The 22212-nt window shown below is 63.2% G+C and carries 24 protein-coding genes; 7 read left to right on the top strand and 17 right to left on the bottom strand.

The window, feature by feature from the left end; all coding sequences use genetic code 11:
• Positions 1-45 precede the first annotated feature (45 nt).
• From ASE71_RS26755 to speB, 5 genes are all read right to left on the bottom strand, one after another.
• Positions 46-1125, bottom strand: coding sequence for an ABC transporter substrate-binding protein (locus tag ASE71_RS26755; protein WP_034798862.1), 1080 nt, complete (start codon positions 1123-1125; stop codon positions 46-48).
• Between the two features lie 73 nt (positions 1126-1198).
• Entirely contained in the window at positions 1199-1846 is a 648-nt protein-coding gene (locus ASE71_RS26760; protein WP_034798864.1) for an amino acid ABC transporter permease, read from the bottom strand.
• Positions 1843-2511 carry an amino acid ABC transporter permease gene (locus ASE71_RS26765; protein ID WP_034798866.1) on the bottom strand — a complete coding sequence of 223 codons (669 nt, stop codon included), beginning with the start codon at positions 2509-2511 and terminating at the stop codon, positions 1843-1845. Before ASE71_RS26765 ends, ASE71_RS26760 begins: the two co-directional genes overlap by 4 nt.
• Before the next feature lie 60 nt (positions 2512-2571).
• On the bottom strand, positions 2572-3366 hold the full coding sequence (locus ASE71_RS26770; protein ID WP_034798868.1) for a transporter substrate-binding domain-containing protein: 795 nt from the start codon (positions 3364-3366) through the stop codon (positions 2572-2574).
• Between the two features lie 92 nt (positions 3367-3458).
• Positions 3459-4520: an agmatinase gene (gene speB / locus ASE71_RS26775; protein ID WP_060520342.1), complete on the bottom strand. Its 1062-nt coding sequence runs from the start codon at positions 4518-4520 to the stop codon at positions 3459-3461.
• Between the two features lie 224 nt (positions 4521-4744).
• Here speB and ASE71_RS26780 point away from each other — a divergent pair, with 224 nt between their 5' ends.
• Both ASE71_RS26780 and ASE71_RS26785 read left to right on the top strand, forming a co-directional pair.
• The gene (locus tag ASE71_RS26780; protein ID WP_034798872.1) at positions 4745-5791 is read left to right on the top strand and encodes a LysR substrate-binding domain-containing protein; all 1047 of its coding nucleotides are present in this window, start codon (positions 4745-4747) and stop codon (positions 5789-5791) included.
• An 18-nt stretch (positions 5792-5809) separates the two neighbouring features.
• Complete coding sequence (locus ASE71_RS26785; protein WP_060520341.1) at positions 5810-6988, top strand: aminotransferase; 1179 nt, start codon at positions 5810-5812, stop codon at positions 6986-6988.
• A 21-nt stretch (positions 6989-7009) separates the two neighbouring features.
• Here ASE71_RS26785 and ASE71_RS26790 read toward each other — a convergent pair whose 3' ends face one another.
• Entirely contained in the window at positions 7010-7900 is an 891-nt protein-coding gene (locus tag ASE71_RS26790) for a DMT family transporter (RefSeq protein WP_413814654.1), read from the bottom strand.
• Between ASE71_RS26790 and ASE71_RS37455 the strand changes: the two genes are divergently transcribed.
• Positions 7854-7988 carry a hypothetical protein gene (locus ASE71_RS37455; protein ID WP_256385289.1) on the top strand — a complete coding sequence of 45 codons (135 nt, stop codon included), beginning with the start codon at positions 7854-7856 and terminating at the stop codon, positions 7986-7988. The two genes, ASE71_RS26790 and ASE71_RS37455, sit on opposite strands and share 47 nt — an antisense overlap.
• Positions 7989-8046: 58 nt before the next feature.
• Here the strand turns inward: ASE71_RS37455 and ASE71_RS26795 are convergent, their stop codons facing one another.
• From ASE71_RS26795 to ASE71_RS26820, 6 genes are all read right to left on the bottom strand, one after another.
• Positions 8047-9480 (bottom strand): aldehyde dehydrogenase family protein, encoded by a 1434-nt coding sequence (locus tag ASE71_RS26795; protein ID WP_060520339.1) that lies wholly within the window; start codon positions 9478-9480, stop codon positions 8047-8049.
• Positions 9481-9496: 16 nt separating this feature from the next.
• Positions 9497-10231, bottom strand: coding sequence for an MBL fold metallo-hydrolase (locus ASE71_RS26800; protein ID WP_060520359.1), 735 nt, complete (start codon positions 10229-10231; stop codon positions 9497-9499).
• A gap of 4 nt (positions 10232-10235) precedes the next feature.
• Positions 10236-11336, bottom strand: a complete 1101-nt coding sequence (locus ASE71_RS26805) for an ABC transporter ATP-binding protein (RefSeq protein WP_060520338.1) — start codon at positions 11334-11336, stop codon at positions 10236-10238.
• Positions 11333-12124, bottom strand: a complete 792-nt coding sequence (locus tag ASE71_RS26810) for an ABC transporter permease (RefSeq protein WP_034798882.1) — start codon at positions 12122-12124, stop codon at positions 11333-11335. The genes ASE71_RS26805 and ASE71_RS26810 overlap by 4 nt, the downstream gene beginning before the upstream one ends.
• A gap of 2 nt (positions 12125-12126) precedes the next feature.
• Positions 12127-13008: an ABC transporter permease gene (locus tag ASE71_RS26815; RefSeq protein ID WP_060520337.1), complete on the bottom strand. Its 882-nt coding sequence runs from the start codon at positions 13006-13008 to the stop codon at positions 12127-12129.
• Positions 13009-13082: 74 nt separating this feature from the next.
• On the bottom strand, positions 13083-14177 hold the full coding sequence (locus ASE71_RS26820) for an ABC transporter substrate-binding protein (RefSeq protein WP_060520358.1): 1095 nt from the start codon (positions 14175-14177) through the stop codon (positions 13083-13085).
• Positions 14178-14296: 119 nt separating this feature from the next.
• On the opposite strand from ASE71_RS26820, the gene ASE71_RS26825 reads away from it, so the two are divergent.
• Positions 14297-14914, top strand: coding sequence for a TetR/AcrR family transcriptional regulator (locus tag ASE71_RS26825; protein WP_034798885.1), 618 nt, complete (start codon positions 14297-14299; stop codon positions 14912-14914).
• Between the two features lie 51 nt (positions 14915-14965).
• The gene (locus ASE71_RS26830; protein ID WP_034798887.1) at positions 14966-15358 is read left to right on the top strand and encodes a YybH family protein; all 393 of its coding nucleotides are present in this window, start codon (positions 14966-14968) and stop codon (positions 15356-15358) included.
• Positions 15359-15366: 8 nt separating this feature from the next.
• Here ASE71_RS26830 and ASE71_RS36565 read toward each other — a convergent pair whose 3' ends face one another.
• From ASE71_RS36565 to ASE71_RS26845, 4 genes are all read right to left on the bottom strand, one after another.
• Positions 15367-15516, bottom strand: coding sequence for a hypothetical protein (locus tag ASE71_RS36565; protein WP_034798890.1), 150 nt, complete (start codon positions 15514-15516; stop codon positions 15367-15369).
• A gap of 134 nt (positions 15517-15650) precedes the next feature.
• Positions 15651-16565: a transglutaminase-like domain-containing protein gene (locus ASE71_RS26835; protein ID WP_034798891.1), complete on the bottom strand. Its 915-nt coding sequence runs from the start codon at positions 16563-16565 to the stop codon at positions 15651-15653.
• Between the two features lie 284 nt (positions 16566-16849).
• A complete protein-coding gene (locus ASE71_RS26840; protein ID WP_060520357.1) occupies positions 16850-18163 on the bottom strand; it encodes an NAD(P)/FAD-dependent oxidoreductase in 1314 nt (437 codons plus the stop codon).
• Positions 18160-19527, bottom strand: coding sequence for a glutamine synthetase family protein (locus tag ASE71_RS26845; RefSeq protein WP_034798892.1), 1368 nt, complete (start codon positions 19525-19527; stop codon positions 18160-18162). The genes ASE71_RS26840 and ASE71_RS26845 overlap by 4 nt, the downstream gene beginning before the upstream one ends.
• A 189-nt stretch (positions 19528-19716) precedes the next feature.
• Between ASE71_RS26845 and ASE71_RS26850 the strand changes: the two genes are divergently transcribed.
• Together ASE71_RS26850 and ASE71_RS26855 are read left to right on the top strand one after the other, a co-directional pair.
• On the top strand, positions 19717-20409 hold the full coding sequence (locus ASE71_RS26850) for a GntR family transcriptional regulator (protein WP_060520336.1): 693 nt from the start codon (positions 19717-19719) through the stop codon (positions 20407-20409).
• Between the two features lie 317 nt (positions 20410-20726).
• A complete protein-coding gene (locus ASE71_RS26855) occupies positions 20727-21830 on the top strand; it encodes a M24 family metallopeptidase (protein ID WP_082566417.1) in 1104 nt (367 codons plus the stop codon).
• Positions 21831-21889: 59 nt separating this feature from the next.
• Here ASE71_RS26855 and ASE71_RS26860 read toward each other — a convergent pair whose 3' ends face one another.
• Positions 21890-22141 carry a hypothetical protein gene (locus ASE71_RS26860; protein ID WP_060520335.1) on the bottom strand — a complete coding sequence of 84 codons (252 nt, stop codon included), beginning with the start codon at positions 22139-22141 and terminating at the stop codon, positions 21890-21892.
• Positions 22142-22212 lie beyond the last annotated feature (71 nt).

Genomic DNA, 22212 nt, shown 5'->3' on the forward strand with positions numbered 1-22212 from the left:
TCGTTATGCTTGTGGCTCTCCCCGGAGGCCGGGGAGCAGGTCGGATCAGCCGACGATCAGCTCGGTCCACTTCTGGTTCAGCCAATCCGACTTGGTCTGGTAGAGATCGTAGCGCGGAATGATCGGCTCGATATCCGACGAGACGGCTGCGAATTCCTTGTCGGTCAGATCCGTAACCTCGCGCTTGACGGTCGGAGACGTTCCGACCTTGCGCGACAGCGTCGCCTGGATCGAGGGTTGGCACATGTAGTCGATGAAGATATGGGCTTCTTCGGACTTCTGCGAGGCACGCGACAGCGCCCAGCAACCGGAATCCTGAATGCCGCCTTCCTTCGGGAAGGTGGAGCGGACCGGGTGACCGTCGGCAGCAGCAAGGCCGGTGACGTCGTGATAGTACTGGCCCATCGGGATTTCGCCCGACTTCAGCGACTGCTCGAACTGCGCCTCGTCGCGGTACCACAGGCGAACGTTGGGCTTCACTTCGGCAAGCTTGTCGAACGCCTTGAGAAGGCCTTCTTCGGTGTCGAGCGCATTGGTGCCGCCGAAGAACGTCTTGGCCGTCACTTCGAGCAGGAACGAGTTGGAGACGAGCGCGAGCAGGCCGAGCTTGTCGGCGTTCGCCGGATCCCAGAAGGCGGTCCAGGAGGTCGGCGCTTCCTTGTAGACGTCGGTGTTGGTCACCAGCGTGATGTACCAGGAAACAGCGCCGATGCCGGCAATGCGTCCGTCCGGATACTTGTTGACGAAGCGATCAAGCAGGTTCGAGGCATTCTTGATCTTGGCGGTATCGAGTGGCGTCCAGAGATCGGTCGACTGGCCCTTCAGCATCGCAACCTGCGACATCATCGAAACGTCGGCTGGGGCCTGGCCGGCGCGGGCGGCCTGTTCGAGCTGGACGAGCCAGGCTTCACCGGTCGGTTCCGCGATCGACTCGACGGCAATGCCGGTCGCTTTGGTGAATTCCGGGAAGATGTTCTTGTCGAACGAATCCTTGAAGTAGCCGCCATAGACGCCGACCTTCAGCGACTTGTCCTGCGCGCGCAGGATCGACGGCATCGCCAGCATGGAGGCACCGGCAAGGCCGGCGCCGAGCAGCGTGCGGCGCTTGATGGAAGTGGTGATCATTCGCGTTCTCCTTTGTTTCGGCGGTGATCCGCCTTGTTCCCTGTTCTGTTTGATTTCTTGCACATTTTCAGTCTCAGTGCGCGGCTGTTTTGCGCTCCAGCATGCGCGAATATTGTGTCAGCGGATAACACAGCACGAAGAAGATCACCGCGACCAGCCCATAGACCGTGAAAGGTTCGAAGGTTGCATTATTGATCGCATTCGCGGTTCTGAGAAGCTCTTCGAAGCCGATGATCGAGGTCAGCGCCGTGCTCTTGATGAGCTGCACGAGGAAGCCGACGGCGGCCGGCCGGGTGATGGCGAAGGCCTGCGGCAGGATGACGAGCCGCAGTTCCTGCAACCGGTGCAGCCCGAGGCTCGCGCCGGCATCCCACTGCCCGCGCGGCAGTGCCTCGACCCCGCCACGCCAGATCTCGGCGAGATAGGCACTGGCATAGAAGGTCAATCCGAGGGCTGCCGCCGTCCACGGCTCGATGCGGAAACCGAGCATCGGCAGGCCGAAGAACATCAGGAACAGCTGCATCAGGAGCGGTGTTCCCTGGAAGAGCGCGATGTAGCCGGAGCCGAAGCGCCGCGCCCAACGGCGCTCGGAAATGCGCGCTGCAAGGACGGCAAGCCCCACTGCTGCGCCGCCGGCAAAAGCGACGATCGACAGCAGGATCGTCCACCGCGTAGCGAAGATCAGGTTGCGCAGGATGTCCCAGAAGGTGAACTCGATCATGACACGCCCGCTCCAAGCACGCGGCGCCCGCCGGCGACGAACAGCCGCCGAAGCGCCATCGACAGGCCGAGATAGATCAGCGTGACGACGAAATAGGTCTCGAATGAGCGGAAAGTGCGCGCCTGCAGCAGGTCCGCCTCATGCGCCAACTCCCGCACCGCGATCTGCGAGACGACCGCCGATTCCAGCATCATGATGATCACCTGGCTGGTGAGCGCCGGGAAAATCACCTTCAGCGCCTGCGGCAGGATGATCTTGACGAAGACCTGGCGGGGCTTAAGCCCGAGCGCAAACGCCGCCTCGCTCTGCCCCTTCGGCACAGCATCGAGACCCGCACCGACGATCTCGGTCGTATAGGCCGCCATATTCAGCGTCATTGCGACTATTGCCGCGACGATCGGGTCGAGCCGGATGCCGAGGCTCGGCAGGCCGAAATAGATGAAGAACAGCTGCACCAGGAACGGCGTGTTCCTGACGACTTCGACGTAGACGGCCACCGCCTTGCGCAAGACGCCATAGCGGCTGCGGCGAGCGGCGGCGAAGAGAATGCTGATCAGGATGCCAAGCACCGTGGTGCAGGCGATCAGGAACACGGTCATGGCCGCGCCATGGGCGATTGCGCCCGCGGCGTCCTTGAGCCAACCGAAGCTGAGGCCGTAGCCCATCGTCGCAACCTTTCCTCAAGCGGGCCGCGAGGGGATTGCCCCCCGCGGCCACCGAGCTTGTTAGTCCTTGAGGTTGTCGGGGTTGAGCGGCGTCTTCAGCCAGGCCTCCGAGCTCGCGTTCAACTTGCCGTCCGAGAGCATTTTGGCAACGGAGTCGTTGACCGCCTTCTTCAGGCCTTCCTCGCTCTTGTTGAGGCCGATATGCGACGGCGAGGTCAGAAGCTGGAACTTCTGCTCCGGTTTCAACGCTTCCTGGCGGGCCAGCACCTGGGCGCCGACGTCGTTGCCGACGACCATCAGTTGCGTCTGGCCGGAGATGAAGGCCTGGATCACAGCATTGTAGTTGTCGAAGCGCTGGATGTCGGCATTGGCCGGGGCTGCCTCGGTGAGCGAGGTGTCCTCCAGCGTGCCGCGATTGACGGCGATGGTCTTCTCGGCAAGGTCTTCCTTGCCGGCAACCTTCAGTTCCGCCGGGCCGATGACGGCAATGTAGTAAGGCGCGTAAGCCGCGGCGAAGTCGATCACCTCGGCGCGCTCCTTGGAGAAGCCGACGCTCATCAGGATGTCGACGCGCTTGTCGTTGAGATAGGGAATGCGGTTCTGCCCTGTGACGCTGACGAGGTTGAGCTTGACGCCGAGATCATCGGCGATCTGCTGCGCGACGTCGACATCGTAGCCCTTGATGCTCATGTCGGCGCTGGCCGAGGAGAACGGCGGGAAGTCGGAGAAGATGCCGACATTGATCTGGCCGGCGGACTTGATATCGGCGAGCGCGTCGGCCTTGGCGATGCCTGCGGCGGCCCCGAGCATCAGGGCGGCGGCGAAGGCTGTTTTCAGTTTTGCATGGATCGTCATGGTAATTCCCCTACCCGGAAGCTTTGTGATTGTGCAGTCTGGTGGTCGGCCGCCGTTTCCGGTCCGGCAGCCGACGAACCCTTAGTCAGGCCTCAGGCGGACTTGCCCGTGATCGCCGGGCTGAAGACCATGAGGCTCAGGATTTCGAAGAGCACCTGCGCGCCCGCATGGGCCGTGTTGGTGGTCGAGTCATATTGCGGCGCCACTTCGACGACGTCGCCGCCGACGAGGTTGATGCCCTTGAGGCCACGGATCAATTCCAGCACTTCGCGGGTCGTCAGACCGCCGACTTCCGGCGTGCCGGTACCCGGCGCGAAGGATGGATCGAGGCTGTCGATGTCGAAGGACAGATAGGTCGGGCCGTCGCCGACGATCTTCTTCGCTTTCTCGATGATCGCGGGAATGCCGAGACCGGTCACTTCCTCCGCATGGATGACGGTCATGCCGGACTCGTAGGAGAACTCCCAAAGATATTCGGCCGAACCGCGGATGCCGATCTGCACGACGCGGGTCGGGTCGAGCACGCCGTCGAGCACCGCGTTTCGGAACGGACCGCCATGGTGGAACTTGGTGAGGTCGTAGGCGCCGCCGGTGTCGCAATGCGCGTCGATGTGGATCATGCCGACCGGGCGCTTCTTGCCGACCGCTTTCAGGATCGGGTGGGTGATCGAGTGGTCGCCACCGACCGACAGCGGCAGCACGCCGGAATCGACGATCTGGTTGATGCGCTTCTCGATGTCCTCATGGCTGAGTTCCAGCCGGTAGCGGCTCTGGAACGGCACGTCGCCGATATCCGCGACGCGGAGTTCCTGAACCGGCGTGCAGCCGAGCACGTGGTTATAAGGGCCGATACGCTCGATCGAGCGCAGCGCCCGCGGTCCAAAGCGCGAGCCCGGACGGTTGGTGACGCCGAGATCCATGGGAATGCCGACGATCGCCACCTGCAGATTGCCGAAATCCGGGTTCTCCGCGTCAACAGGCATGTGCGGCGCCGTCAGGAAGGTCGGGATGCCGGAATAGGGCGCGAGACGTGTGCCGCTCTTGTTGAAGATCTTGTCGGCGACCTTGCGGAAGGTCGGGTCGAACAGCTCGCCGCCATGGCTTTCGCCATACTTTGCCTTCAGTTCGGCAAGCTTGTTGTCGTTCCAGGCCATCGATTCAATCCTCCGTCTTCCATAGCCTGAGGCATGCGCGCGAAGGCGCCACAGATATCTGTCTGCGGAAGGTGCCGGCTCGTCCGGCGCGTTCATGTTCCCCAGGCGTTTTCGCCTTTGTTGATGAATATTAGGCGGCAATTCCCCTAGAAAATCAATTGACATTGTTATAGCGTTTCGTGTGAGAAAAATTCACATCACAGCAACCGCCGGAACACCCCGATTTGTCCAGCCGCCTGCCTCCCCTCAACCCCTTGCGCGCCTTCGAAGCGACGGCGCGGCGGGGCTCCGTTTCGGCCGCGGCGCGTGAACTCAACGTCACCCACGGTGCGATCAGCCACCAGATCCGCGCGCTCGAACTTTCGGTCAAGGCGGCGCTGTTTGAGCGCGGCGGCAAGCGGCTGAAGCTGACTCCGCAGGGGGCATTGCTGCTGCCGGCGGTCACCCACGCCTTTGCCGAAATCGCGGCGGCGACCGCAGCGATGACGCGGCCGACGACGAGCGGCGAACTGCGCATCACCTGCGTCCCGGCGCTGCTTTCCTTCTGGCTGATCCCGCGGCTGCACCTTTTCACCGAGCAATATCCGGACGTGCGTCTGACGCTAATCGCCTCTAACGACGAGGCGTATCTCCACTCGCCCGACGTCGACGTCTGCCTGATCTATGGCGACGGCAACTGGTCCGGCGCCTGGGCCAAGCTCTGGAGCCGTCTCGAACTTTTCCCTGTCGTCAGCCCGACCCTGCTCAACATGCGGCCACTGCGCTCGGTTCGCGACCTGCGCGACCACGTCATGCTGCATGGCGACGATGGCCGCGAATGGAACACCTGGCTTGCGGCGGCGGATGCCAGCGACCTGCAGCGCGGCCAGCAGCATTTCATGAGTGACGCACGGCTTTCGACCGAGGCCGCACTGCACAACCAGGGCGTCGCGCTCGGCGATACGATTACCGCCGGCAGCCTGATCGCGCGCGGCGAACTGATCGCCCCTTTCGACCTGACGGTGCCCGCCAACGACGCCTTCTTCGTCGCCTGCCGCAACGAGGTGCTGGCGGCACCGATCGTGCGCATCTTCATCGACTGGATGTTCGAAACCCTCGAAAGCGACCCGATGCCGGAACTGCAGACATCGGCGCGCACGATTATTCGCAGCCGCACCTCGAAATCCGAGCCGACAGATCGTAAATCGGAGAAGAACGGTTTTCAGCCGGTTTCGGCGCCGAGTCGTGCTCGCCGCACCGATCGTCCGCAGAAACGCAAAGCCAAGGCCTAACCCACAGGAACACCCGTCATGCCGCATTTCAACCCGCTCGTCGAAAAGCTCTCGCCGCCGCCCGTGCCCTCGGTGCTGGCCTGGGCGAAGTCCTACGATGGCTCCCGTGGCCCGCTGATCGACCTGTCGCAGGCAGTGCCCGGCTATCCCGCCCATCCGGACATGCTGGCCTGGCTCGGTGAGGCTGCAGCCTCAACCGCTTACACCGGCTATGGCGCGATCGAAGGCGAAGCGGAGCTGCGTGAGGCCTATGCGGCGCATGTCGCCGGCCTCTATGGTGCTGCGGTCGCCGCCGACAACATCCACATCACCTCGGGCTGCAACCAGGCCTTCATCTGCACGGCAATGGCCATTGCCGGCGCGGGCGATACGATCCTGATGACCAACCCCTATTACTTCAACCAGGAAACGACGCTGTCGATGCTCGGCATCAATGTCGAGCTCGTACCTTGCGATGCCGGCGCCGGCTTCCTGCCGGAGGTCGATGCAATTGCCGCGGCACTTCACCCCGGCATCCGGGCGCTCGCGCTGGTCTCGCCCAACAATCCGACCGGCGCCGTCTACCCGCCGGAGCTGCTCGCCCGTATCTACGAGGCCTGCCGTTCCAAGGGCGTCTGGCTGATCCTCGACGAAACCTATCGCGACTTCCTGCCCGATGCCTCCGCAGCGCCCCATGGCCTGCTGGCCACCGAAGGCTGGCAGGATAGCTTCATCGGCCTCTACAGCTTTTCCAAGTCTTTCTGCATCCCGGGCCATCGCCTGGGCGCGATCACCGCCGGCCCTGCCGTCATCGAGCAGGTGACGAAGATCATGGACAACCTGCAGATCTGCGCGCCGCGCTCAGCCCAGGCCGCGGTCGCGAAGGCAATCCCGGCTCTTGCCGACTGGCGTCAGACGAACCGCGCCGAAATCGCGGCACGAGCCGATGCGCTGCGCGACGTCATGAGCCGCCTGCCGAAGTGGAAGCTGCAAGCCGTCGGCGCCTATTTCGCCTATGTCCGCCACCCCTACCCGGATATCGATTCGCAGTTCATCGCCGAGAAGCTGGCCAAGCTCGCCGGCGTCGTCTGCCTGCCCGGCGACTATTTCGGCGAAGGCCAGGAGAACTACCTGCGCTTTGCCTTCGCCAATGCCGACGCCGAAACGATCCGCAAGCTTGAAGAGCGGCTGGCGAACTTCACGCCACCCGGTCTCTGATCGGAACGTAGTCGCGCGGCGTTATCCGCGCCGCGCGATCAAAATGCCGAGAAGCACGATCGCCCCGCCGATCGCCTGCATCAGCCCGACCGGCTCGGCAAGCAGGAGCCAGGCGAGGATCGCCGCCACGACCGGCTGCAACAGCAGGGTCAGCGACGAAAATGCGGGCGGCAGATAGGCGAGTGCGTAGGTGATCGCCACCTGCCCGCCGGCATGGCTGACGAAGGCGAGCCCGAAAAGCATCGCCCAGCCGAAGGCGGTCGGCGGCAACAGCGACGGCTCGAACAGGACGGCCATCGGCAGCATGCAGATCGCAGCCGAAGCCGTGCTCCAGATCATGATGCGCACGGTGCTGAACAGGCTGCGCAGCTGCCCGATCGCCAGAATATAGCCGGCGTAGAACATCGCCGCGACGACGGCCACGCCATCGCCGAGCAGATTGCCGTCACCCAGCGCCATCGGGCCGCCCTTGAGGATCACCACGCCCGCGACTGCCGTTGCGAGGCCGAGGGCGAAGACGGCGCTGACGCGCGAGCGAAACAAAAGCCAGCTCGTGAGCGTCACGAAGACGGGCGCGAGATTGGCAAGCAGCGTGGCGTTGGCGACCGATGTCTTGGTCAACGCATAGTGCCAGGCACCGAGATCGATCGCGAGAAACACGCCCGGCAGGACCAGAAGCGCATATTCCGAGAGCTTTTCCGGTCGCCGCCCCCCGGCGCCCTCGGGACGAAACCAGGTCCAGGCGAGAAGCGGGATCAAGGCCAGCGCCACGCGCCAGAAGGCGGTCGCCATCGGCCCGACTTCCGACAGCCGCACGAAGATCGGCGAGCCGCCGATCGCAGCGCCGCCAATGAGAAGGGCAGCCATGGCAACGCGATTATGGGAATGGGAAGCTTGGGTCACGGGAGGCATCCGGAAGGGCGCGGTCGTCTGGGGCGGTAAGCCGACGAGCTACCAGATGCGGACGACCGGTGACAGCCCTGCAAGCGCCGAAGCCTGAAAGAAAAAACGGCCGCCGCAGATTGCGACGGCCGTCGTTCAAGGACGTAGCGCTGTATTCAGGCAGCGTCGGGAACGTGAACGGTCTTCACTTCGAGGAAGTCCTCAAGGCCGAACATACCGCCTTCGCGACCGTTGCCGGACTGCTTGTAGCCGCCGAACGGGCTGCCGTAGCGGTGCGGCCCGCCATTGATGTGCACCATGCCGGCGCGCAGGCGTCCGGCGACGCGCTCGGCCCGCTCCGGGTTGCCCGTCTGCACATAGGCGGCAAGGCCGTAGTTGGTGTCGTTGGCAATCGCGATCGCCTCCTCCTCGGTGTCGAAGGGGATGATCGCCAGCACCGGACCGAAGACTTCCTCGCGGGCGATGCGCATCTCGTTGTTGACGTCGGCAAAGATCGTCGGCTTGACGAAGTAGCCGGTCTCGAAGCCCTCCGGCTTGCCGGCACCGCCGACGAGCAGCCGCGCGCCTTCGGCAATGCCTGCTTCGATCAGCGCCTGCACCCGGCCGAACTGGATGTGGCTGACGAGCGGTCCGATATGGCCGCCCTCTTGCGTCGGGTCTCCGACTTTCGCCTCGCGGCCGACGCGCTTGGCGATCTCAACCACCTGGTCATAGACGCCACGCTCCACCAGCATGCGGGTCGGCGCGTCGCAGGACTGGCCGGAATTGTTGAAGCATTCGAGCACGCTGCCGGTGACGCGGTCTTCGAGATCGGCGTCGGCAAAGACGATGTTCGGCGACTTGCCACCGAGCTCCAGCGTCACGCGCTTGACCGTTTCGGCGGCATCCTTGCTGACGGCGATGCCGGCGCGGGTCGAGCCGGTGAACGACATCATGTCGATGTCGGGATGCTTCGACAGCGCGGCACCGGCGTTGATGCCGTCGCCGTTGACGAGGTTGAAGACGCCGGCCGGGAAGCCTGCCTCATGCACCATTTCAGCGTAAAGCATGGCATTGAGCGGCGTGAACTCGCTCGGCTTCAACACGCAGGTCGAGCCGGTCGCGAGCGCCGGCACCACCTTCAGCGCGATCTGGTTGATCGGCCAGTTCCAGGGCGTGATCAGGCCGCAGACGCCGATCGGCTCGCGCAGGATCACGTCGCCGTTCGGCAGCCGGTCGCGGGTCTTCAGGCGCTTCAGCGCATCGATGAAGCCCTGCAGGTGGCCGACGCCGACATCGGCCTGCTGCTCACGGGTCATAGTCTTCGGCGCGCCGAGTTCCATGGTGATGGTGTCGACCATCTCGTCATAGCGGCGCTTGTAGACGGCAAGCAGCTTTTCAAGCAGCGCCAGTCGCTCCTCGACGCTCGTCCGGCTATAGGTCGCAAAGGCCTTCTTGGCCGCAGCAACGGCCCGGTCGATGTCCTCGGCCGCGCCCATGGAGATCACCGCAACCGGCTTTTCCGTTGCCGGGTTCAGGACCTCGAGGTCGTTGGCGACGATGGGATCCACCCAGGTGCCGTTGATGTAGAACTTGCGTTTGTCGAGCATTCGCTCCTCCTTCCCGTCAGTTTGTCTTTTGTTTTTCAGCAAGCCATTCAAGGATTAGCGCTCGGTAACGCTCACCCGAAAAGCTCGGAAAATGTCCGCCGTGAACGATACGCGCGGGTATCTTCAGCAGCCGTTCCATCGACGCCAGATAGTCGTCGGCGTTGGAATGATAAGTGTCCTCGATCAGCGGGCCATCGTAGAGGATGTCGCCGGAGAACAGGATCCCGGTCTTCGCCTCGAAGAGCGCAATCCCGCCGGGCGAATGGCCGGGCGTGTGGATCACCTCGAAGACGCGGTCGCCGAGATCGATATGGTCGCCGTCTTCGAGCAGCCGCGTCGCCGGCGCCGCCTTCACCGCATAGGTAGTGGAGGCGTAGGGCTCGGGCGGCAGCGCGTCGAAGATCTCGTCGGCGACGTAGGGGTCGGCGAGCGTGTTCTTGCGCGTCGGATGCGCCAGCAGTTCCGCCTCGGCCGAATGCACGCAGCGGCACTCGAACTCGTGATGGCAGCCGATATGGTCGAAGTGGGTGTGGCTGGCGACGGCGTCCAAGGCGCGTTCGGTGACGAGGGACACCCATTGCCGGAGCGACACGACACCCATGCCGCTATCGACGAGCATATCGCCGTCGCGGCCGCGCACATGCCAGATGTTGCAGCGGTAGAATTCCTGGATATAGGGCTCATCGATAGCGGTGACGCCGTCGTCGAGCCGCCTCACCCGGTACCAGTCCTGAGGTGCAATTCTCTGCATCATGCTACGCATGTCCACCCGTGGCGGGCAAGGCTACGACGTCGGCGGCGCGCACGGCAAGCGGCACAATCTCGCCCTCGCGCACGCTTGCCGATTGCGGCAGGTGCGCGACCAGCGCCCTCGTATCCGCCGCACAGGGCTGCAGGTGGCAGCGGTAATGCGTGCCGAAGAAAGCGCTGCCGGCAACCCGCGCCTCACCAAGCGCCACTGTCGGACCCTCTGCCTTGTCGTCAGCGCGGAAGTGTTCCGGCCGGATGGTGAGCGTAATCCGGTCGCCGGCCTTCGGCGACGATGCGGTAAAGTTGCCGGTCGGCAGCGCCAGGCTGCCGAGCGGGGTTTCGACACGGGCGGAGCTGGCGTCCGCCGCCGCCACACGGCCGGAAACGAAATTGACCTCGCCCATGAAGCCCGCCGAAAACAGCGAGCGCGGGCGCATATAGATCTCCGATGGCGGGCCAAAATCCTCGATACGGCCCTGGTTCATCACCACGATCCGGTCGGCGATCGCCATCGCCTCTTCCTGGTCGTGGGTGACGTGCACGAAGGTCGTGCCGACGCGCTTTTGGATCGCCTTCAGCTCGTCCTGCATCTGGCGGCGCAGTTTCAGGTCGAGCGCGCCGAGCGGTTCGTCGAGAAGCAGCACATCCGGGTCGACGGCAAGCGCGCGGGCGAGCGCCACGCGCTGGCGCTGGCCGCCCGAGAGCTCGTGCGGCCGCTTGCCGGCGGAAGCCTTCAGACCGACGAGATCGAGGAAACCGAGCGCCTTTTCGTCCCGCTCGGCCTTGGCAAGGCCGCGCATCCTGAGGCCAAAGCCGACATTGTCGACAAGGCACATGTGCGGAAACAGCGCATAGTCCTGGAACATCGTCGTCGTCGGACGCTTGGCCGGCGCCACATAGGTCATGTCCTGCCCCGCGATCGTCACGCGTCCCGCGCTTGGCGACTGAAAGCCACCAAGGATCGACAGAAGCGTGGTCTTGCCGCAGCCGGACGGCCCGAGCAGCACGATGAACTCGCCAGCCCGGATATCGAGGGAAACGTTATCCAGGGCCGTGAAGGCACCGAAGATCTTGCTGACGTTTTCGATCGAGACAGGAGCGGTCATTGTTTTTTCGTCCTTCCGAACAGGGAAAGCTCAAGGATGAGGAGCACGGCGACAGAGGCTAAGAACACCAGCGAGCCGATGGCATTGGTCTTGGGGTTGAGGCCGGAGCGCAGCATGCTCCAGATCTCGACGGGCAGCGTCACGTCGAAGCGCGACAGCAGGAAGGCGATGATGAACTCGTCCCAGCTGAAGGTGACGGAAAGGAAGAAGGCAGCAAGGATCGACGGCATCAGCATCGGCGCCGTCACCAGCGCCATCACTTTGAAATCGTTGGCGCCGAGATCGCGCGCCGCCCGCTCGATGTTGATGTGATGATCCCCCATCGAGGCATAGATGATGGCAAAGCAGAGCGGCAGGTTGATCACCACATGGCCGATGCCGACCGTCATCAGCGACAGCGGGATATGCAGCGCGTTCATGAGCGACAAAAGGCCAAGCGCGATGATCAGGTAGCTGACCGTCATCGGCGCGATCAGCAGTCCCCTTTGCAGCGCCGAGCCGGGCAGCTTGTAGCGCGCGAGCGCATAGGCTGCGAGAAAGCCGAGCAGCACGGAGATGACCGAGGAGACGAGCGCCACGACCATCGAGTTACCAAGCGCTGCCATCAGCTTGCGGTCGGCGAAAACCGCCTCGTACCATTGCAGCGAAAAGCCGTTGAACGGCGGCACCGGCAGGCGACCATCCTGGAACGAGAACAGCACCAATACGGCAACCGGCAGGAAGATGAAGGCATAGACGAGGACGAGATAGGTCCAGGAGAGCACGCTTGCGGAGATCTGGCGCAGCATCGTCAGGCCCTCTCGATCTTCAGCCAGCGAGCGCAGGCGAGATAGGCGACGGTGACGGCGAGCATCAGCACGATCGACAGCGCCGCTGCCATCGGGAAATCCGCCCGGCGCCCGAGCTGCAGCATGATGATCTGCGGCAGCACCAGCTCGTTGTTGCCGCCGAGGATCTGCGGCGTGACGTAGTCGCCGATGCAAAGCACGAAGGTAAGGAAGGCGCCGGTCATGATACCGGGCAGCGTCAAGGGCAGCACCACATGCCAGAAGGTCTGGAAGGCATTGGCGCCGAGGTCTGCGGCCGCGCGGCGGTAGTTTGGCGAAAGCTGGATCAGGTTGGAATAGATCGTCAGCGTCAAAAGCATGACGAAGAAGTGCACGAAGCCGATGACCGTGGCCGTGCGCGTGCTCGCCAGCTCCAGCGGCTCGGAGATAAGGCCGATGCTCATGAAGACCTGATTGATCACGCCGTTCTTCGATAACACCAGCAGCCAGGAATAGGAGCGCACCACATAGGAGGTCCAGAACGGCAGGATCGCCAGGATCAGCGCCATGCGCTGCAGCCGCTTCGGCACGCGCTCGGCGATGATCCAGGCGAGCGGATAGGCGAGCAGCACCGAGATCACCGTGACGGTAACGGTGATTTCGAGCGAGTTGACGAGCCCCCGGAACAGCGCGTTTTCGGAGAAGAAGCGGACGTAGTTGTCGAAGTTCCAGGCATGGACGATGTCCCGCCCCTCCCGCTTCCAGAGGCTCATCGCCGCCATGAAGGCGAAGGGCACGACGAAGAAGGCGACGGTCCACAGAAGCGCTGGAGCAACGAAGCCCCAGGCCTTGCGCCGGTCGGCGTCTTCAAGCGCTGTCGCTGATGTCAAAGCGGTGTCTGCCATTACCGTCCCAGATCAAAGGATTTCGGCGAGCGAAGAAGAAGGGCGAGCGCGACACATCGCGCCCGCTGCTTTCATTACTGCTGCAGCATTTCCGTCCAGGCGTCCTGGAACTGCTGGTCGAGTTCGGCCGACGGGATCGGATAGAGCTGCGTCTTCTTCAGATATTCGGCCTGCTGGTCGAAGCGCAGTGCCGCCTTCTGCTGGTCGGTCAGGTGTTCACCCGCCTTGGCATTGGCCGGCATCGCCCAGTAGCAGGAAGAGGTCGCAAGCCGCGCCTGGCCCTCGGGGCTCACGATGTACTGCACGAACTTCAGCGCCAGCTCCTGCTTGGTCGAATCCTTCATGACGCCGATCGACTGCGCCCAGCGCACAGCGCCCTGCTCGGGGATGGTCCAGTCGAGGCTGGGCTTGTCGGCCGAGAGAACAGCGGTGATCCATTCGCCGCCGCCGACGAGAATGTCGACTTCGCCGGTCGCAAGCGCGGTCTGCGAGGAGACGACGTCGCTCACCTGCTTGGAAACGGCCCGCATTGCCGCGAGCTTTTCCTTGATCGCCGGCATGTCCGCGTCGCTCAGATCGGCGGTCTTCTTGCCGAGGCCAAGCCCGACGAGACCGATCATCGGCAGATAGTAGTCGTAGAGCGCTATGCGGCCCTTGTATTTATCCGACCAGATAACCGAAAGGTCCTGCATGTCCTTCGGGTCGACCTTGGTCTTGTCGTAGGAAATCGTGTTGTAGCCGAACTTCTCGGTGACGGCGTAGGTCTTGCCGTCCTTGGTGTTGTTGGCCTCCATGCGCACTTCCGGGAAAATGTCGGCGGTCGGCAACGCATCGGCCGGCATTTCGGCAAGCAGATCGAGGTCGATGGCCCGGTGCACGTCGACGCCGTCGATCACGAGCACGTCCCAGTCGCCCGGTTGCGACTGGTCGAGGATCGAGAGCCCTGCCCCGGTACCCTCATAAACCTTGACGTTGACCTTCACGTCATTGGCCTTCTCGAACGGCTCAAGAAGCGCCGGATCGGTGTGGTCGCACCAGACGAGCGCATTGAGCTCTTCCTGGGCAAAGACCGGCGCGGGGGCCGCGACCGTCGACAGAGCGGCGATCGCGATTGCGGCCGTGGAGGAGAAAAAACGGCGCAGGCGCGCACCGTCACGAACTGACTGCATCATGCTGTTGCCCTCTTGTTTTGACGCTCGTTTCGGCGTCTTCAAAAAAAGATTGAATGAATTCATTTTTTAAGTCAATCTCAATTTTGAACCAATTCATAATTCTGGGAAACACTGGAATGACAGGGCTGCGCGCACGGCAAAAGGCGGATCGCAACAGGCGAATTCTCGACGCCGCCGCCGCGCTTTTTCGCGAAGTCGGCTACGACAGCGCACGCATCGAGGACATTGCCGAGCGCGCTGAAATTTCGGTCGGAACCTTCTACAACTACTATGAAAACAAGGGCGACATCCTGCTCGCCACCGTATCGATGGAAGTCGAGGAGGTGCTCGCCGGCGGCGGATCGATCGTCGACAACCCGCCCGCCTCCGTCATGGGCGCACTCGATGCGCTGATCGGCGAATACTACGATCACTCGCTCCACTATCTCAGCAAGGAGATGTGGCGCACCGCCATGGCGATCGCCATCCAGCAGCCGGAGAGCCCGTTCAGCAAGCGCTACACCGAACTCGATCGTCGGCTATGCGAGCAGGTTTCGACGCTGATCCGCAAACTTCAGGCCAAGGGCGTCGTCGCACTTGATGTCGATGCCGAGGCGGTCGGCGAGATGTTCTTCAACAATCTCAACATGATGTTCACCGAGTTCGCGAAGCGCGAAACCATGTCGCTCGACGATCTCAAAGCGCGCGTCTCACGGCAGAACCGCCCGCTGGCGACGCTCATTGCAGTGCGCTGACCATCACGAAGACCACCGGAGCAGTCTGCTTCCGGATAAAGAGGGAACCCCATGAAAAATCTCGAACAGTCGGTGCTTCAGGCCGCCGACCGGCTGGTTGCCGCTTTCGCCAGGCATGACCGGACAGCCTATTTCTCCGCGTTCGCGCCGGATGCGACCTTCATCTTCCACACGCTCGACCGACCGCTGAAAAGCAGGGCGGAGTACGAGGCCGAGTGGTCGCTTTGGGAGGAACGGGACGGTTTTCGCGTGCGCGCCTGCCGGTCGAGCGAGCGAAATGTGCAGACGGTGGGCAATGTCGCGGTCTTCACCCACCGGGTCGAGACCGAACTGGAATTCAATGGAGAGCCCGCAACCGCGGACGAACGGGAAACGATCGTGTTCGAGCGGAAATCGTCAGGAGAGTGGCTTGCCGTGCACGAGCATCTGTCACGGCAAAGCTGAGGCTGCCGTCAGAAGGCGCCGACCACGACGGCGCTGACGAAAGAGAAGGCGGCAACGATGGCAATTGCGTGCGGAACGAGATGAACATGTGAGCGGCGTTGCGGTGTGGTCCCGTAGAGTGCGTAGCGGGACTGGATCATCGGTTTCGCTGCGTTCATCGCGTCTCTCCGTTCCTGCGAGGGCCACGGCCCATCGACTGTCTTGTTCTCCTATATTTTCCATTGAGTTTGTAGATATTAAATTCCGCAAATCGCATAAATCGTAAAAAATCGGTTCGCCGCCATCGCGCTCATCAATGGCGGTTGCGGTCGCGGTCCTGAAGATGCTTCGCCCAGGTTTCGCTGAACCATGGGGTGAGCAGCGAAACGTCGGAGGCGCGATGCGAGCCTTTGAGCGCGCTATCCGTTTCGACGCAGGTCCAGACGGTGAAAGCGGTGAGCTCATGTTTGCCGAAGGTCTGGATCAGCGGAATGTCGGCGGCATCACGGCCGCGGGCAACCGCGATGCGCCCCGCCCGCCGCTGGTTGTTCTTGGCGTCGAACGTATGCCAGCGATCGCCGAGATAGACCTCGAACCAGGCATTGAAATCCATCGGCGCAGGATGTTCGCTCGCGGGGATATCGGCCATATAGCCGTTCACGTAGCGCGCCGGCATGTTCATGCAGCGACAGAGGGTGATCGCCAGATGGGCGTAGTCGCGGCTGACACCGACGCGATCCTCATGCGCCTCGAGTGCCGTGCGCATCGCCTGCGCATAGCCGTAGCTGAAAACGAGGCGTTCATGGACATAATCGCAAATCGCCTGGACGCGCTCCCAGCCGGCTGGCACATCGCCGAACAGACGCCAGGCAAGCGCGCCAAGCCGGTCCGTTTCGCAGTAGCGGCTGGCTGCAAGATAAGGCAGCCACTCGGCGGGCAGGTTCTCGACCGGCACCGCATCCGCCAATGGGTCCGTGGCGTCGAGCCTGCCGTCATCCTCTATCACCGCATCATAGCAGAGCTTGAAATCGCCCTCGGGCACAGTCATCCGGAAGCAGGTGTTGCCATGCGGATCAGTGATCTGCTCCATCTTCACGATCGGCGAAGAGACTGGACCATGCTCGCGCCGCAGGCATGAGCGCCGTTCCGGCACGACGGAAAGATAGGTCATCATCGGGGTCGGCTGCGGGCAACGAATGCCGATTTCATAGCCAAAGCGCACGAACATCGCGAGGTCTCCCAGGAAATCAATCGGGAGCGATAGGCTCCCCGTTTGCTTGCCCGCAGCGACAGGCGGGCGATCCTTGGTGACCGATTCAGCAAGCGCCAGATGCGGGCGGTCACAGGGCAGAGACGCAAAGGCCCACTTTGAGATGGCGGACCCCTGCCGCAGAAGGTCGATACTATCGCATCGCTAATCAGGACGGAAACACATTCGACGCGAGATCGACCGCTGACCGCCGCCGAGACGGCGGTCCGCCCGGCCAAAACGCCGCTGCGCGCGGATTGTTCCTAGAGCCCGGCCGCGTCCTTGAACTGGTACCACCAGGAACCGATGGTGGAATACTGCGCCCGGAACATGCGCCCGCCCGGGAACGGATACCAGGGCAGCTTCTCGAAGACGTCATAACGCGTAGTGTCGCCGTCGATCGCCTCGGCGAGCGTGCGGCCGAAGAGGTGCGAACCGGTAACGCCGTGGCCGCTATAGCCATGGGCGAAATAGGTGTTGGAGCCGATGCGCCCCATCTGCGGCACGCGGGTGAAGGAGAGCGCGAAATTGCCGCTCCAGGCATACTCGATCTTCACGCCCTTGAGCGCGGGGAACACCTTTTCGAGATTGGGCTTCAGCTTGGCGACGACATCGGCCGGATCGGTTCCGCCATAGACGGTACCGCCACCGAAGATCATGCGCTTGTCGGCCGAGAGCCTGAAGTAGTCGAGGATGTAGCGCACGTCCTCGACGCACATGTCGCTCGGGATCAGCGAATGGGCAAGCTCTTCGCCGAGCGGTGCCGTGGTGATCATCTGCGTCGAAACCGGCATGACGCGCGAGACGAGCTTCGGCACGGCGTCGCCGAGATAGGCATTGCCGCAGAGAACGACGATGCGCGCCGAAACCTCGCCGCCTTCAGTATAGACGGTCGGCCGCGCCGCCTCGTGGTCGACACGTGTGACCGGCGACTGTTCGTAGATCGTGCCGCCAATGCTTTCGAAGGCACGGGCCTCGCCGAGTACCAAATTGAGCGGATGCATGTGGCCGCCGGTCGTGTCCAGCATGCCGCCGCAATAGGCATCCGACTTGACGAGCTTGGCGAGCGCGTCACGGTCGAGCAACTGGTGATCGTCCATGCCATATTTGCGCCAGAGCGCCTGCTTGGCTTCGAGCTCCTTCATATGCGCCGGCGTATAGGCGGCGTAGATATTGCCCGGCTTCAGGTCGCATTCGATCTGGTACTGGCTGACGAGGCGGCGGATGATCTTGCCGCCCTCCTGCACCAGCCCGCCGATGAAGCGCGCCGCATCCTCGCCGTAGCGGCGCTGGATGGTCGCGAGACTGGCATTGAGGCCGTTGACCACCTGACCGCCGTTGCGGCCCGAAGCGCCCCAGCCGACCTGCGCGCCCTCGATGACGACGACCTTGTAGCCTATTTCGGCAAGGTGGATCGCCGTCGACATACCGGAATAGCCGGCGCCGACGACGCAGACATCGGCCTCGACCCGGCCCTGCAGCCGGACCGGCGTGCGGATGATGTTGCGGGAGGCGGCGTAGTAGCTGGTCGGGTAGCTGCCGTCACCGGCATAGGATTTCTGTTTGGTAAGCATCAGACGATTTCCAGATAGGCGCTGAATTCGTAGTCCGTGACCTGCTCGGCAAAGCCCGCGATTTCCTGGCGTTTGCAGGCGATCAGCATCGAGCGCAGCACGGGATCGAAGATTTCGGCGGCAATCGGTCCTGCCTCGAAGCTGTCGACCGCTTGCCCCCATTCCGAGGGAATTTTGGGCAATTTCTCCGCTGCATAGGCCCGACCCGAAACCGGCGCCGGCGGCTTCCATTTGTTGCGGATGCCGACCAGGGCAGCACCGAGGATCGCGGCGATGACGAGATAAGGATTGGAGTCGGCACCGGCGACGCGGTGCTCGATACGCCGCGCGGCAGGATTGCCGCCGGGAATACGGATGGCCGAGGTGCGGTTCTCGTAACCCCAGCAGACGGCGGTTGGCGCGTGCGTATCCGGCCGCAGTCGCCGGTAGGAATTGAAATGCGGCGCAAACAGCAGCGTCGTCTCGGCCATGCCGCGCAGTAGACCGGCGACGGCGTTCTTCAGCATCGGCGAGCCCTCGTCGCTGCCGTCGTTGAAGACGTTGTTGCCCTCCTCGTCGAGCAGGCTGAAATGGATATGCATGCCATTGCCGGAACGGGTGCCATAGGGCTTGGCCATGAAGGTCGCGGCGAGCCCATGCTTGCGCGCCACGCCCTTGACAATGCGCTTGAAGAAGATCGCGTCGTCGGCCGCCTTCAGCGGGTCGTCGGTGTGGAGCAGGTTGATTTCGAACTGGCCGATGCCGTTCTCGGCGATCGCCGCATCCGCCGGCACGTTCTGCCGGGCGCATTCCTTGTAGACGTCGGAAAAGAACTCGCCGAAATCGTCGAGTTCGTCGATTGAGAGGATCGCATCGGAATCGAGACGCTTGCCGGTATAGGGCGAGATCGGCGGCACTGCGCTGTCCGGCTCCGGGTCGATCAGGTAAAACTCCAATTCGGTCGCGACGACGGGGCGAAGGCCGAGCTCCTTGTACTCACGCACGACCGCCGCAAGGGCCTGGCGCGGATCGGCGAGAAACGGCTTGCCGTCCTCAAGCTGCAGCCAGAGCGGCACCAGCGCGCTCGGCCGCGAGGTCCAGTTCACCGGCAGCGCGCCGCGGCCGGTGACACCGCAGATGCCGTCGCGGTCGCCGCTCGCAAACACCTGCTCGCTGTTGATGATGTCCTCGCCCCATACGTCGACACCGACAATCGAGAGCGGCATGCGGATGCCGCCGCCGAGCACCTTGCCCGCCTGCTCCACCGGCACGCGTTTGCCTCGCATGATGCCGTTGAGGTCGCAGACGACGGCCTGGATGCTTTCGATCGGCCCGTTCTGCTCGAGCCATGCCTTGAATGCGCTGGGATCTTCCGCGTCGAGCGACATATCGCAAATCTCTTTTTGTGATCACATTTTCAGAAAGTTGACATAATTCGGGAATTGGAGTCAAGCAGCGGCAGTGCTATCAGGCGTTTGACGTAGAGCGGGACGCGGGAAAGTGTATGCAGGCGTTTGCCAAACACCGCTCTCGCTGATGAGAAAGCCATCGCTATTCGGGCAAAAGGACATGCGCACTTGAAACCCCTTGTCTTACCGCCGCTTGCGCGCCCCGACGGCATGACCACGCATGACTATGCCTTTCACCGGCTGCGCCAGGCGATCATGGTCGGCGCGTTCCGACCCGGCACCTCCGTCACCATCCGCGGCCTGGCCGAGGCGCTTGAAAGCAGCCCGACGCCGGTGCGCGAGGCGCTTAGACAGCTGACCTCGATCGGCGCACTGCAGTTCCTCGAAAACCGCCGCATCGTGGTGCCGCACATCACGCCCGCCCGCTTCGAAGAACTGATCTCGTTGCGCATCGCGCTCGAAAGCCATGCGGCTCGCCGGGCCGTCGCTCATCTTTCCGAACGTCAGATCGAGAAGATCACGGCGATCGACGACAGCATCGAGACGGAGATCCGTCGGGGTGACAAGGTGGCGGCGCTGATCGCCAACCAGGCGTTTCACCGGATGATCTACACGGCCAATCCCGATGCGGTCGCCATGCCGCTGATCGAGAGCGTCTGGCTGCAGCTCGGCCCGATCCTCGGCATCGCCATGGAACACGTGACCGAACTCTACGTGGTCGACCGCCACCGCGAGGCAATCGAGGCGCTGAGGCGCCGCGATGAGAACGCTGCTGCCGACGCGGTCGCTGCCGACATCCGTGAGGGTATCGGCGGCTTCGACCAGCAGGCGGTTGCGCGGTTGCTGCGATTGGCTGCCTGAGGCGATGCCGTCACAAATTTTAGTGTGACTAAAATTCCGTATTGACAACGCTCAGCCACAGCACCAAAGTCGTGCAAATACAGACGCATAGCGACGGGAAGCGACCAGCCTCCCGGCCTCATGTTCGTGCATTCGAGGGGGAGGTGTCCGCTTGAAGAGCCAAAGATCCAAGTCCCGCCGCAAGACAGGCGCGGGCCTCAAGCATTCCCCATAGCCGACGACGCGCCAATCTCCGGTGCTCCTTTCCCCCTCACCTTCGGCCACGGCCGCATGACCGGCTGTGGCATCTGATTTCTCAAGCCAGAATTGGAAACACCATGAAGGAACTCACCAAGAGCCGTTTTGCAGCACTCCGCCGCACGATGGCCGAAAGCAATGTCGGCCTCGTCGCGTTGGCGCCGGGATCGCATATGGATTGGCTGATCGGCTACCATCCGCATCCCGACGAGCGCCCGTGCCTGCTGCTCATCGGCCCGGAGAAGGAAGCGTTCCTGATGCCGGCGCTCAACGCCGAAGGCACGCGCGAGCACACCGACATCGCCTTCCACAACTGGGCCGATGACGTTGGCCCGAGCGAAGCCCTGACCGCAGCGCTTGCCGATGTCGGCGCCGCAAAGCCCGGTCGCGTCGTGCTCGACGAAACCATGCGCGCCGATTTTGCGCTGCTGCTGATCGATGCGCTGCCCGCCGATACCGCGCGCGAATTCACCCCGGCGACGCTCGGCGCACTCCGCATGCGCAAGGACAAGAGCGAGTACGCGCTTCTGAAGATGAATGCCGGCATCGCCGATCGCGCCATGCAGGCGGCATTCTCCAAGATCCGCCCGGGCATGACCGAGAAGGAACTGGCCGCCGACATCCGCGCGCACTTCGCCTCGGAAGGTGCGGCACCGGCCTTCTGGATCGTCGGCGCCGGCGGCAACGGCGCCTTCCCGCATCACTCCGCCAGCGAGCGGGTGATCGAGGAAGGCGATGCCGTCGTTATCGACATCGGCGGCCGCAAGCAGGGCTTCCCGAGCGACATTACGCGCATGGCGATCGTCGGCCGCGCGCCCGAAGGCTACGGGCAGATCCACACGATCGTCGAAAGGGCCGTCCAGGCGGCACTGAAGGCGGCTCGCCCGGGCGTGCTCGCCAAGGAGGTTGATGCTGCTGCCCGCAAGGTGATTTCGGACGCCGGTTATGGCGAGTACTTCGTCCACCGCACCGGCCACGGCATGGGCATCGACGGCCACGAGCCGCCCTATATCACCGCGACCTCGGAAACCGTGCTCGAAGAAGGCATGGTCTTCTCGATCGAGCCCGGCATCTATCTCCCCGGCCGCTTCGGCATCCGGCTCGAGGATATCGTTATCCTCCGGGAGGATGGGCCGGAGGTTCTCTCCTCACTCCCCCGCGACGTTCACGTCGCGAAGGTCTGATCAAAGTTGCGGCGCCCCAGGGCGCCGCTTCTCTTTGCGCTCTTCGTCGAGCCCTGCGGCTATTGAACCGGCCGCTTGCGCGGCTTCGCGAGCTCGCTGCCCTTCTTGCCGGGTTGCTTCTTGTAGACGGGCTGCTGCTGCTCGACCGGTGGCCAGATCCAGTAATAGCCATAGGGCTTGCGCTGGATCCCCTCGTAATACTCGCCCTTCCGCGTCCGCATCTGAGCCTCGGCATCCCCCGCAGCCGCCACCATGACGAAGAACGCGCCGAGCACGGCTGCGACCACGAACTGATATTCCGATTTCATCATCACCAGAGCTCCTTGCCTCCCTTGTCTACGCCTGAGGCGGGCGGGGTCAACAGTTGTGCGTCTATCAGTTC

This window comes from Ensifer sp. Root954, assembly GCF_001429005.1.
Lineage (GTDB): Bacteria > Pseudomonadota > Alphaproteobacteria > Rhizobiales > Rhizobiaceae > Ensifer > Ensifer adhaerens.